This is a genomic window from Pelagibacterium sp. (assembly GCF_965249125.1).
GTDB lineage: Bacteria > Pseudomonadota > Alphaproteobacteria > Rhizobiales > Devosiaceae > Pelagibacterium.
Genome location: NZ_OZ252217.1, coordinates 1,063,941 through 1,075,902 on the forward strand (window position 1 = coordinate 1,063,941; position 11,962 = coordinate 1,075,902).

Annotated in this window: 14 protein-coding genes and 1 tRNA gene; 7 read left to right on the plus strand and 8 right to left on the minus strand. The window is 60.8% G+C overall.

The window, feature by feature from the left end:
• Positions 1 to 48: 48 nt before the first annotated feature.
• On the plus strand, positions 49 to 678 hold the full coding sequence (locus tag ACP148_RS05245; protein ID WP_421951559.1) for a TetR/AcrR family transcriptional regulator C-terminal domain-containing protein: 630 nt from the start codon (positions 49 to 51) through the stop codon (positions 676 to 678).
• A gap of 36 nt (positions 679 to 714) precedes the next feature.
• Positions 715 to 1,734: a ketol-acid reductoisomerase gene (gene ilvC, locus ACP148_RS05250; protein ID WP_421951560.1), complete on the plus strand. Its 1,020-nt coding sequence runs from the start codon at positions 715 to 717 to the stop codon at positions 1,732 to 1,734.
• Between the two features lie 182 nt (positions 1,735 to 1,916).
• Here ilvC and ACP148_RS05255 read toward each other — a convergent pair whose 3' ends face one another.
• The 7 genes from ACP148_RS05255 to ACP148_RS05285 form a co-directional block, all read right to left on the minus strand.
• A complete protein-coding gene (locus ACP148_RS05255; protein WP_421951561.1) occupies positions 1,917 to 2,495 on the minus strand; it encodes a dihydrofolate reductase family protein in 579 nt (192 codons plus the stop codon).
• A 253-nt stretch (positions 2,496 to 2,748) separates the two neighbouring features.
• Positions 2,749 to 3,396, minus strand: coding sequence for a dihydrofolate reductase family protein (locus ACP148_RS05260; RefSeq protein ID WP_421951562.1), 648 nt, complete (start codon positions 3,394 to 3,396; stop codon positions 2,749 to 2,751).
• A 65-nt stretch (positions 3,397 to 3,461) separates the two neighbouring features.
• Entirely contained in the window at positions 3,462 to 3,791 is a 330-nt protein-coding gene (locus ACP148_RS05265; RefSeq protein ID WP_421951563.1) for a YciI family protein, read from the minus strand.
• Between the two features lie 155 nt (positions 3,792 to 3,946).
• Positions 3,947 to 4,510: a dihydrofolate reductase family protein gene (locus tag ACP148_RS05270; protein ID WP_421951564.1), complete on the minus strand. Its 564-nt coding sequence runs from the start codon at positions 4,508 to 4,510 to the stop codon at positions 3,947 to 3,949.
• A gap of 3 nt (positions 4,511 to 4,513) precedes the next feature.
• Complete coding sequence (locus ACP148_RS05275) at positions 4,514 to 4,978, minus strand: SRPBCC domain-containing protein (RefSeq protein WP_421951565.1); 465 nt, start codon at positions 4,976 to 4,978, stop codon at positions 4,514 to 4,516.
• Positions 4,975 to 5,316, minus strand: coding sequence for an ArsR/SmtB family transcription factor (locus ACP148_RS05280; protein ID WP_421951566.1), 342 nt, complete (start codon positions 5,314 to 5,316; stop codon positions 4,975 to 4,977). The genes ACP148_RS05275 and ACP148_RS05280 overlap by 4 nt, the downstream gene beginning before the upstream one ends.
• 62 nt (positions 5,317 to 5,378) lie before the next feature.
• Entirely contained in the window at positions 5,379 to 6,611 is a 1,233-nt protein-coding gene (locus ACP148_RS05285; RefSeq protein WP_421951567.1) for an FAD-dependent oxidoreductase, read from the minus strand.
• 183 nt (positions 6,612 to 6,794) lie between these two features.
• Between ACP148_RS05285 and ACP148_RS05290 the strand changes: the two genes are divergently transcribed.
• The 3 genes from ACP148_RS05290 to ACP148_RS05300 all read left to right on the plus strand — a co-directional run bounded on the left by ACP148_RS05290 (position 6,795) and on the right by ACP148_RS05300 (position 9,830).
• Entirely contained in the window at positions 6,795 to 7,688 is an 894-nt protein-coding gene (locus ACP148_RS05290) for a PhzF family phenazine biosynthesis protein (RefSeq protein ID WP_421951568.1), read from the plus strand.
• Between the two features lie 408 nt (positions 7,689 to 8,096).
• Entirely contained in the window at positions 8,097 to 9,650 is a 1,554-nt protein-coding gene (locus ACP148_RS05295; RefSeq protein ID WP_421951569.1) for a 2-isopropylmalate synthase, read from the plus strand.
• 24 nt (positions 9,651 to 9,674) lie between these two features.
• On the plus strand, positions 9,675 to 9,830 hold the full coding sequence (locus ACP148_RS05300; protein ID WP_421951570.1) for a hypothetical protein: 156 nt from the start codon (positions 9,675 to 9,677) through the stop codon (positions 9,828 to 9,830).
• A gap of 1 nt (position 9,831) precedes the next feature.
• Here the strand turns inward: ACP148_RS05300 and ACP148_RS05305 are convergent, their stop codons facing one another.
• On the minus strand, positions 9,832 to 10,695 hold the full coding sequence (locus ACP148_RS05305) for a leucyl/phenylalanyl-tRNA--protein transferase (protein ID WP_421951571.1): 864 nt from the start codon (positions 10,693 to 10,695) through the stop codon (positions 9,832 to 9,834).
• 158 nt (positions 10,696 to 10,853) lie between these two features.
• On the opposite strand from ACP148_RS05305, the gene msrA reads away from it, so the two are divergent.
• Positions 10,854 to 11,468, plus strand: coding sequence for a peptide-methionine (S)-S-oxide reductase MsrA (gene msrA, locus ACP148_RS05310; protein ID WP_421951572.1), 615 nt, complete (start codon positions 10,854 to 10,856; stop codon positions 11,466 to 11,468).
• A 97-nt stretch (positions 11,469 to 11,565) separates the two neighbouring features.
• A tRNA-Lys gene (locus ACP148_RS05315) sits at positions 11,566 to 11,641 on the plus strand.
• Positions 11,642 to 11,962: the final 321 nt, after the last annotated feature.

Consider the following 11,962-nt stretch of genomic DNA (forward strand, 5'->3'; position numbering starts at 1 on the left):
GGCGAGACGTTCCGGCTACGATAATCGATAACAGAGAGCGAGTCACGCTTGACCCCGCCGACCCTGACCATAAGCGACGATACGCTCACCGCGCGCCAGAAGGATGTTCTGGATGCGGCGCTGGGCCTTTTGGTCGATGGCGGCGATGGGCTGACCATGACCGGCGTGGCCCGCCGGGCGAGTTGCTCTAAGGAAACGCTCTATAAGTGGTTCGGTGATCGGGACGGGCTTTTGACCGCCACCGTGCAGTGGCAGGCTTCCAAAGTGCGCGTCGTGCCGGTGGACAGGGAAACTCTGGACAAGCGCACCCTGGGCATAGCGCTCGAGAAGTTCGGGCGCGATTGGCTGACGGTTCTGACCGGCGATATTTCGGTGGCGCTGAACCGTCTTGCGGTTTCCCACGCGGGACAGGAAAAGCGAAACCTGGGGGCGATTGTTCTCGACAACGGACCCATCGGCATGGCGCGACGCTGCGAGCCTCTGCTCGAGGCGGGCAAGGCGGCCGGGTTGCTCGATTTCGACGACGTCGACCAGGCGTTTCGGACATTTTTCGGTCTGGTGGTCAGGGACACCCAGATCCGCATGCTGCTCGGCGAGCAAAGGCGGCCGAGCGAAGAGAAAATTGTGGGGCAGGCGCGCCGGGCCCGCGAACAGTTCTTTGCGCTCTACGGGGCGTAGATCATCAACAACGACAAGCGACATAGGGAGAGACCAATGCGCGTTTATTACGATCGGGATGCCGATATCAATCTTTTGAAATCCAAGAAGGTCGCCATCATCGGCTATGGCAGCCAGGGGCGGGCCCATGCGCTCAACCTCAAGGATTCGGGTATCACCGATATCGCCGTGGGGCTGCGTCCCGGCTCGTCGACCGCCAAGAAGGTGGAAGCAGACGGGCTCAAGGTGATGAGCGTGGCCGAAGCCGCCGCGTGGGCCGACATGATGATGATGGCCACCCCCGACGAATTGCAGGCCGACATCTATCGCGACGATATCGCTCCCAATATCCGCGACGGCGCGGCCCTGGCTTTCGCGCATGGCCTGAACGTGCATTTCGGGCTGATCGAGCCCAAGGACACCGTCGACGTCCTGATGATCGCGCCCAAGGGCCCCGGCCATACGGTGCGCGGCGAATACGAGAAGGGCGGCGGGGTGCCGTGCCTTATCGCCATCCATCACGATGCGACCGGCAATGCGCACGATCTGGGGCTGGCTTATGCATCCGGCGTTGGCGGCGGACGTTCGGGCATCATCGAAACCACCTTCAAGGAAGAGTGCGAGACCGATCTGTTCGGCGAGCAGGCCGTGCTGTGCGGCGGCTTGGTCGAATTGATCCGCGCCGGGTTCGAGACGCTGGTGGAAGCGGGCTATGCGCCGGAAATGGCCTATTTCGAGTGCCTGCACGAAGTGAAGCTGATCGTCGACCTGATCTACCAGGGCGGCATCGCCAACATGAATTATTCGATTTCCAACACGGCCGAATGGGGCGAATACGTCACCGGCCCGCGTATCATAACGAGCGAAACCAAGGCCGAGATGAAGCGCGTTCTGGCCGACATCCAGTCGGGCAAGTTCACGTCCGAGTGGATGCAGGAGCACAAATCGGGCGCCGCACGCTTCAAGGGCATCCGTCGCAATAACGACGCGCACCAGATCGAGGAAGTCGGCACCAAGCTGCGCGACATGATGCCCTGGATCAAGGCCGGTGCGCTTGTGGACAAGAGCCGGAACTAGTCGCTACGGCGTTTGCGGCGATCCAGGGCTTTTCTTTGGGTCGGTTGCCGAACCGAAAGGATGGGATGCACCCTTTCTGGCAACCTCCCGGTGGATCAAGGCCGGTGCACTTGTAGACAAGAGCCGGAACTAGCCGCTACGGCGGGTCAGGTATCGAAAGGGCCGGTTTTCCGGCCCTTTTTTCATGCGCGGTTATCGGTCCGGCGGCGATAGAGGAGAACAGTGGCGCCAGCGGGGAAAGTGCGGGTGTCGTAGAGTTCGAGGTCGATGCGGCGGTCCATCGCCGAAAACATCGGTTTTCCCCCGCCCAAGAGGACCGGATAGACGATGACCCAATATTCATCCACCAGGTCGCGGGCGATGAACTGGGCAGCCAGTGTTGCGCCGCCGACGCTGATATCCTTGCCAGGCTTGGCCTTTAGGGCCGCAAGCTCGGTTTCGACATCGGCGGTGGCAAGCCGGGTGCGGGGGCCGACAGTTTTAAGCGTGTTGGAGAACACCAGCTTGTCGAGCCCGTTCCAGATCCGCGCGTACTCGATAATTTCCGGTTCGGCGTTTGGCTCTTCGGCCGCGGTCGGCCAGAAGTCGTTCATCGTCTCATAGAGGCGGCGACCATAGATGTGGGTATCGATGGTCGTTTCGAGATCGTTGAGATAGGTGTGCAGCTCGGGCTCGGGGTGCGTAAAATCGATGCTGCCGGAGGCGTCCTCGATATAGCCGTCGAGAGACATCTGCAGGGAATAGATGAGCTTGCGGGTCATTCCTTCTCCTTGCCTGGCGCGCCCACGCCATAAGTCAAGATGATGCCGCCGTTTTTGAGCGGCTGGATCTTGAGCAGTTCGAGATCGATCCGGGTGTCGGATGGCTTGAACAACAGGTTGCCGCGACCGAGCAGGGGCGATGTTACGCGCTAGAGCATTTCAGCGCTTCCTTGAATCGCTTCAATTGCTCTAAGTCTTTGTTTTATCGCGCTTCCGAACCGGATAAGTGGTAGCCACTTATCCTGGAAGCGCTCTAGCGCCTGCCAATGAAAAGATGCATGGCTTTGGGCGTCGTCTGGCTCCTCGTGACTTCGTAGCCGAGCGCCTTGAGATCGAGCCCGGCAAACAGCGCTTCGCCGCGTCCAAGCAGCGCCGGGACGAACGCAAGGTGCATTTCGTCGACCAGTCCGGCCTCAAGATATGAACGGATGGCGGCAACGCCACCGCCCAGCCGCACATCCTTGCCGCCGGCGGCGCCTTTTGCCCGGTCCAGCGCTTCCTCGATACCGCCGGTGACGAAATGGAAGGTCGTTCCACCATCCATTTCGAAGGAATCGCGGGGATGGTTTGTCAGGACGAAGACGGGGACATGATAGGGCGGAGTGTCGCCCCACCAGCCCTTCCAGCTATCGTCCGGCCACGGCCCCCGAATAGGCCCGAACATGTTTCTGCCCAGTATCCATGAGCCGATATTTTCAAAGCCCATGCGTGCGATATCATCGTCCGGGCCGGTTTCGCCGTCGTCTCTGCCCAGCACGGCCTTGTGGAACGTCCGGGTCGGGTGAAACCAGGACATCAGATCGGTCCCGTTGGCGCCGACCGGGTTTTCGATGCTTTGGTCGGCGCCGGCTCCGAAACCGTCGGCAGAAACAGCGAAACTGAGAACCTTGAGTTTGGACATTGCTTTGAGCTCCTATGGTTGGGGTCGGCCCCCGAGGGGGCCCATTTATCCGATCTCTCGCTGGTCTAGCCCTCGTTGAGCGGCCAGATTTCGACAACGCCGTGGGCGACGGCGCAGGGCGATTTCGCGGCAAGTGCGACAGCTTCGTCCATGTCGTTTGCTTTGATGATCGAAAAACCGGCGATCGGCAGGCCCGCCGAGAGGTAGGGGCCGGGTTCGGTCTGGACGCCGCCTCCGTTGGGGTTGCGCACCTGGACCGGCGTTCCGGCGATGCCCATTGTGACGCCGCGCTGTTTGAGCCATGCATCGTGATCGTGGGCTGCCTGTCTGATGTGTTCCGGGGTCCGGTCGTAGCCAGCCCGGTCACCATAGCCGATGGCGATATAGATTGGCATTGCTCGATCTCCGCTTTAGAGCATTTCAGCGCTTCCTTGAATCGCTTCAATTGCTCTAAGTCTTTGTTTTATCGCGCTTCCGAACCGGATAAGTGGTAGCCACTTGTCCTGGAAGCGCTCTAGTGGACCGGCGTGCCGCCGGTTTGGGTTTGGCCTCAGCTCGGGGTTTTCAAGCCGTAAGAGAGGACGATGCCACCGTTTTTGAGCGGCTGGGTCTTGAGCAGTTCGAGATCGATCCGGGTGTCGGACGGCTTGAACAGCAGGTTGCCGCGACCGAGCAGGAGCGGGGCGAGACCGAGCCGGTATTCATCGACAATGCCGGCGGGCAGGAGCGTCGCCAGCAATTCGGCGCTGCCGAAGACGTAGAGATTGCGTTCCGATGCGGCCTTGATATCGCGAAGCGCTTCGATGACGTCACCGCCGATGATTTTCGTGTTGTTCCAGTCCGCTGCCGTTAAGGTGTTCGAGACGACATATTTGGGCAGGGCGTTCATGGCATCGGTAATGGGGCCGGTTTCGGTCTCGTTGGCCCAGTAGGACGCCATGCCTTCATATGTGCGGCGCCCGAAAACCAGCGCCTCGGTATCGGCAAGCTGGGTTTGCGAAAATTCAGACAGCTCATCGCCCCATATGGTTTCATGCAGGGAAAGGTCCCAGGGCTCGGGGCCTTCGAAATAGCCGTCGAGGCTGGCAATGTTCCAGACGATCAATTTGCCCATCGGTCAATCCTCCACGATTTTGGCAAGTGCGGCCAGAAGTCCGACCGTTCCGTTTTCACGGATTTTGGGTTCGTCGAAGCCGTCGAGATAGGCGCCCTGCTCGGTCAGCTTCAGGTGCGTTCCGTCGGGCGCATCGGTCAGCTCGATAGTGGTGAGCGACGCTGAGATGTGCTGGCCATCCGCGTCCATGTCATAAGCGTAGATGATGCGTTCATTGTCGATGATGTCGAGATAGATGGCATCGAAGCGGTAGGCGTGGGTGCTGCCGTGCTGTTCGGCAACGCCGTGGCTGTGCTCGCGACCGCCGACCCGAAAATCCATGTTGGCCGCGGCACCTTCAGGCGCATCGCTTCCGAACCATTTCTGCTTGGTCTTGAAGTCGGAAAAGGCGGCAAAGACTTTCGGCCGGGCGGCGCGATAGGTGCGCTGGAGGGTGAAGGTGGCATGGACGACGTTGCGATCGGTCATTTGTCTTCCTCTATGATGTCGTTTTCAAGAATGGCTCCCAGGGCGTCGAGCCTGTGGCCCCAAAGCGTGCGGCGCTCGTTGATCCAGCGTTCGGCACGGCTGAGCGCTCCGACATCGAGCGTGCAGGTGCGCACGCGGCCTTCCTTTTTTGTTGTAACCAGCCCGGCTTGTTCAAGCACAGCGACGTGCTGGAGGGTGGCTGGCAGCGAAATGCCGAGCTGGGCGGAAAAATCTCCGACGCTGGCACTCGATCGGCTCAGCCGATCGATCATGGCGCGGCGGTTGGCGTCGGCCAGGGCGCGGAACATGAGATCGAGCTGTGCAGAATTGTTAAGCATGTGCTTAACTATCAACACTCCGATAGTTAAGTCAATGGCTAAGTTTATGGGCGCTCCGGCGGTCAGTCTGGGGGACGGCGGGCAAAGTCGGGCGCGTGCTCTGGACGGGGGCCGAAGGCGACGAAGCGGGCCGGGAGCTTGCGAAAGCCGGGAACATAGCGGGCAAGAAACAGCATGAAGCGCGGTGGGCCGGTGCGGCCAGTTTCAAACCCATTCTGGAAAATAGCGCGGTGGAGAAGGCGCTGCATGGCCTGAAGCACGCGCGTGGGGAACATGCGGCGCTGCTGTACAGCCTCAAGGTCGCCGTCGGCGAGTGTGCCGGCGCGCAGCGGATTGCGCAGGATGCGGGCTGCGGCCACAGCGTCCTGGATGGCCAGATTGATGCCGACGCCGCCAGCGGGCGACATAGCGTGAGCCGCATCGCCGATGCAGAGCAGGCCGGGGCGATGCCAGCGCCTGAGCCTGTCGAGCCTGACGTCGAGGGTCTTGACCTCATCCATGGAGGTGAGCGTATCGACGCGGTCGGCAAAATCGGGGCGTAACCTGACAATCATCTCCCGGAGGGGCTTTATGCCCTGGGCGCGGCGCTGGGCGTCGCTGCCTTTGGGGATAAACGTGGCCATCTGGTAGAACCCCTCTCGCGCGATCGACAGCATGATGTCGCGCCCGGCAAAGCTGGGAACAAGATTGGCGGGCTCGGCCTGTTCATCGAGGGGGCGGGGAAGGCGGAACCACCAGACGTCAAAGGGCACGTCATAAGCGCGGGAGGGCAGGCCGGCCCGCGTGCGCAGGATCGAATGCCGCCCGTCGCAGGCCACCACCAGATCAGCCTCGATCAGTTCCTCACCACCTCCATTGCGCACCGAGACCCCGGCGACCCTGTCGCCGTTCCAGAGCAGGTCCGTCACTTCTGTTTCCATCAGCAGCGTGAAGGAGGGCTCGCGTCGGGCGTGAGCGGCCAGAAATGCGAGAAAATCCCATTGAGGGATCATGGCGACATAATTGTATGGGGGAGCGAGGGCGGAGAAATCTCCGAAGTCGATGGTCTCACCGCCTGTGGTGGGAAGGCGTAAACTTTCGAGCCTGCTTTGCGGCAATTGCGCAAACTCTGTCCCGAGGCCGAGTTCATCGAGGAGCCTGATGGTTGAAGCGTGGACCGTATCTCCGCGGAAATCGCGCAGGAAGTCGGCGTGCTTTTCGCAAACGATCACCTCGACCCCGCCGCGCGCCAGCAGCAGGCCCAGCATAATGCCGGCTGGCCCCCCTCCGGCAACAAGGCACATGGCGCGCTTCATGCGATCTCTCTCCCTTCCCATAGTGTGGCAAATACAAGACGATGTGTCGCGGGGAAAAGCAGGCGTTGTCGCGATGAACAAGGCAGCAATTATGAGGGTGGTAACGATTGCGGCGATAGGCATAGTGTTTTGAGTACACGCATGGATTCCGCCTCCCAACCTGCCTCCAGGACTGGCCGAAAAATGAAGCTGACCTATTTCATTCTCGATGTTTTCACCCGCGATCGGCTGAGCGGAAATCCACTGGCGGTCGTACTCAGGGCCGATGAGCTTTCGACCACCCGGATGCAGGCGATCGCGCGCGAGTTCAATCTTTCTGAAACGGTTTTCGTCTGCGCTCCGAAGGGGGAACGGCATACGGCTGCCTTGCGGATTTTCACCCCGGTGAGCGAATTGCCCTTTGCCGGGCACCCCACTGTCGGGGCCGCCGTTCTGCTGGGTTTGCAGCACAGGCAGAGCGCCGTGCGGCTCGAGTTGGGCGTCGGGAACGTCACGGCCGTCATGGAGCGCATCGACAAGCGAACCGGCGAGGCGAAGTTTGCGCTGCCGCAACTTCCGGCAAGAATCGGCGAGCCGGCATCAATAATCGAGGTTGCGGCGCGGTTGGGGCTGACCGAAAGCGATATCGGATGCGAGGGGATGATGCCGGCGCAGTATTCTGCCGGCCTGCCGTTTTACCTTTTGCCGGTGCGCGACACGCGGGCGCTCGAGGCGATTGCGCTGGAGCGCCGCGGATGGGCCGATACGTTCCAGGGTGAGCACAATTCGGTCTATGTGTTCACAAAAACGCCCAAGGAGCGCGCCAACGACTATGCCGCGCGCATGTTCCATATCGAGCATGGTACGGGCGAGGACGCAGCCACGGGTTCAGCAGCCGCAGCACTGGTGGGCATGCTGGCCGAGCATGGCGGCTATGGTGACGGGCATCACGCGATCAAGATCCGGCAGGGGCGTGAAATGGGCCGTCCAAGCGAAATCGGCGTGCAGTTCAACATCGAAGGCGGCCAGCTCAAGCACGCGGGCATCGGCGGCGCGGCGGTGGTGATCGCCGAAGGGGTGCTCGATCTCGACGACTAAATGGTGGTGCCCGAGAGCATAGCTTGGGAAACTCGACCAAAGTACGGGCCCTGAAGCGCCATTATTGTTGCGCGAAGTCTTGCGCTTGGCGCTCAATTGGACCATTGTTCGCGTGTTGATTTATCAGGAAGGGCAAGGCCGTACCGATGCGCCGCAGTGAAAACCGCGCAATCGCAATAGCCGCCAGCAGGCAGAAAGCCTTGCAGGCCCGTATCCTTGTGGGTTCGGCGCTACTGTTTTCGGCCGCCCTCCTACTTCTCCTTATCAGCCCCTGATAACCGGCAGTCCGCTTTCAGCGTGGACGGGTCGTCAGGGGATTTTGCCATAACGCCGAACATCAATGTCCGGCCATAACCTGCTGCATACGCAAAGCGATCTGGCGCAGGTGGCCGATCAAGGAAGAACAAGATGACCAGCCAAGCCAATACCGACCGCGTCTATATATTCGACACGACATTGCGCGACGGAGAGCAAAGTCCGGGCGCGACCATGACACTGGAAGAAAAACTCCAGGTAGCTGAAATTTTGGACACCATGGGTGTCGATATCATCGAGGCGGGGTTTCCGATTGCCTCGAACGGCGATTTCGAGGCCGTGGCGACCGTCGCCAAGCGCGCAAAGAATTCCGTTATCTGCGGGCTGGCGCGCGCCATTCCCGCCGATATCGACAGGGCCGGTGAGGCCGTGCGTTTCGCCAAGCGCGGGCGCATTCATACGTTTGTTTCCACCTCGCCGATCCATCTGGCGCACCAGATGAAAAAGACCGAGGACGAGGTACTTGAAATCGTCACCAAGACGGTGACGCAGGCGCGCAATCTGATCGACGATGTTGAATGGTCGGGCATGGACGCGACGCGCACGCCCATCGAATTTCTGGCCCGCTGCACCGAAGCGGCGATCAAGGCCGGGGCGACGACGATCAATATTCCCGACACCGTGGGCTATTCGACGCCTGAGGATTATTACCAGCTCATCCACGATTTAATCGCAATGGTGCCCAATTCGGACAAGGCGATCTTTTCCACCCATTGCCATAACGATCTGGGCATGGCGGTGGCCAATTCGCTGGCCGGGGTTCGGGCCGGGGCGCGGCAGGTGGAGTGTACGATTAACGGGATCGGGGAACGCGCAGGCAACGCGGCGCTCGAAGAGGTGGTGATGGCGCTGCGCACCCGCGCCGATGCCTTGCCCTATCATACGGAAATCGAAACGACGCATCTGTCGCGGGCGTCCCGCGTCGTCTCGGCTGCGGCTAATTTCCCCGTCCAATACAACAAGGCTATCGTGGGCAAGAATGCCTTTGCCCATGAGAGCGGCATCCATCAGGACGGCATGCTCAAGAATGCCTCGACCTACGAGATCATGACGCCCGAAAGCGTTGGGATCAAATCGACCTCGCTGGTCATGGGCAAGCATTCGGGCCGCCACGCCTTCAAGGAAAAGCTCAAGGATCTGGGGTACGAACTGGCCGATAATCAGTTCCAGGAAGCCTTCCAGCGCTTCAAGGACCTGGCAGACCGCAAAAAGCATGTCTATGACGACGACATCATCGCCCTGGTCGATGACGAGATGGGTTCGGGCGCCGACCGGATCAAGCTGGTCGATATGAGCGTGACCTCCAAGACCGGTGGCGTGCACCGGTGCGAACTGAAGGTCGCCGTGGACGGAGCGCCGGTCGAGGTGTCATTCGATGGCACCGGATCGGTCGATGCGATCTTTTCGGCGATCAAGAAAGCGGTCGATGCGAGCCCGCATCTGGTGCTTTACGCCGTCGATGGGGTGACCGGCGGTACCGACGCGCAGGCCAACGCGCATGTACGGCTGGAAATGAACGGGCGTATCGCCTCGGGCAACGCGACCGAACCCGATACGCTGGTGGCTTCGGCTCGCGCGTATCTCAACGCCTACAACCGGCTGCTTGTCGAACGTGGTGCTCCGGCGCAGGGTGCGTTGGCCGGCTGACCGGTCCCTGGGGGCGACCGTATAGTGGCAGTTGAAGCCGAGATCCGTGGCGTGCTCTCCGGATTTGGCCTGGTTGCCGCAGGCGTTCTGGTGCTGGCGCGGGTCGATCTCGGTCTGCCCAGACCGCTCGGGTCGAACCATTTGGGGCTGTTTGCACGGCTGGGGATCGTGGCCGAGTGACTCAGGCCGAAGGCTCGGGAGACCAAGCCGCGGTTTCGGTGAGGGAGAATCTCACGCGCCAGGGGCCGGGCTCGCGGCGCTGATCACTGGGGTTTTTAAGGAGCGCCGCATAGTCGGCACGCGTCAGGACGACACCGCCCAGCGCTTGGACCCATGGCGACATGATCTGATGGTCGACCGTGGTGAAGCCGGCGTCGGCGAGGTGATGATAGAGGCTGACGATGGCGAATTTGGACGCGTTGTCGGCGATATGGAACATCGAAAGCGCGGAAAACACCGGCCCGATGGTCACCCCGAACAAGCCGCCCACGAGCTTGTCTTCGGCGTCGAAAATTTCGACCGAATGGACATGACCCTCGGCGTGCAGTCGGGTGTAGAGCGCGTGGGCCCTGGGGGTGATCCATGTGAGGTGCGGGCGTGACGGATCGCGCGGCGCGGCGCAGCCCTCGATCACGCCGGCAAAATCGGTATCGAACGCCACGCGCAAATCCGTGCCGCGCATTGTGCGGCGGAAGCGTTTGGCAATATGGACCGAGGCGAGGTCCATGATGGCGCGTTCAGGTGGGGACCACCATTTCATGGCGCCCCAATGACCCTGCGGATAAAAGCCGCGCGCCATGGCTTCCAAGACGACGGGTGTCGATAGATCATCGGCCAGGCCGGCGAACCCTGGCGGTGAGGTTCGGATGCGCGAGAGCTCGGGGATCGGCGCCGGGCGAACCAGCCGATCGCCAATCAGGCCGGCCATAAGTCCGGGAAAATGCCGCAGACGTTGGGGCTTGAGCCAATAGGCGGTGGCGAGCGCCAGCCGTCCAAGGCTGTAATTGCCCTGTCGGGAAGGGCTGGATTGGGGAAGGCTGGTCATCAATGGGCTCCGGGGCCGAACTGGGCGGACACTAGGCTGAAACCATTGCCGCCCACTTACCGTAATTGCTTAAAATACGAACAAACCCGTATGTTCACGCGGCTTTGACTTGCTCCACAGAGGTGGGAAGGGCCAACTGGCACAAGAGGAGGTGCAGCATGCATCGCACATTTATTGCATTGGCGGCAGCCGCAGGCGCTTTTGCCGCCAGCCCCGCGCTGGCAGATACAGCGCTTTTCGCCGGTGGTTGCTTCTGGAGCGTTGAATCCAATTTCGAGAAGGTCGAGGGGGTTTCCGAGGCTGTATCGGGCTTTGCCGGTGGTCATGTCGAAAATCCCACATACAATCAGGTCGCCTATGGCGGTGATACTGGGCACTATGAGAGCGTCGAAGTCACTTTCGACCCTGAGGTTGTGAGCTATGAAGAGCTTCTGACTGTCTATTGGTACACGACCGACCCGACCGATGCCGCCGGACAGTTCTGCGACAAGGGCCCGATGTACAAACCGGCGATCTTTGCCCTCAACGAGGAGCAGGCCGCCATTGCCGAAGCCAGCAAGGCCGCTATTGCGGAATCGAGCGGTTATACGATCGTGACCGAGATCAAGCCGGCAGCGACATTTTATCCGGCAGGCCCGGAGCATCAGGATTTCTACAAGACCAATGCCGCCCACTACGAGCGCTACCGGATCGGTTGCGGACGCGACGCGGTGATCCGCGAGTTGTGGGGTGACCAGGCCTTCCTGGGGACCAGCGAGAACCCTTTCCCGTAGAGCACGGGAAAAAGAACTGATGTGGGTGGACAGCTTGAATGGCGTTTGCTAGAGAGGCGCCACTCTGGCGGTGTGGAGACGCGCTGCCCGATGGATCGGGTGTATAGCTCAGTTGGTAGAGCAGCTGACTCTTAATCAGCGGGTCCGAGGTTCGAGCCCTCGTACACCCACCATATTTTCCGATAGTTACCGGAAAATCGTCATTTAAAAGTTGAACTGATCGTCGCCTTGGGGCGACGCGAAATTCTCGCATGGCGTTTCGATGGTGGCGTTATTGGCCGATCACGAACGCCCTTCCCGACATTTGCCGATATCGGTCGACCGTATGCCGTTGCTTGAGGGCAAGCGGCATGCTGCAGGGCGTTGGCCTGGTGGTGATCGAACCCATCGCTTGTGTGGGGGAGTGCGCTCCCCTTGAGGGGCCGTCCGCCATCTGGGCCATTACAGGTCTCGCGACCATGCTTATCGCTGCGAGCGAGCTCAGGTGGGTGTTC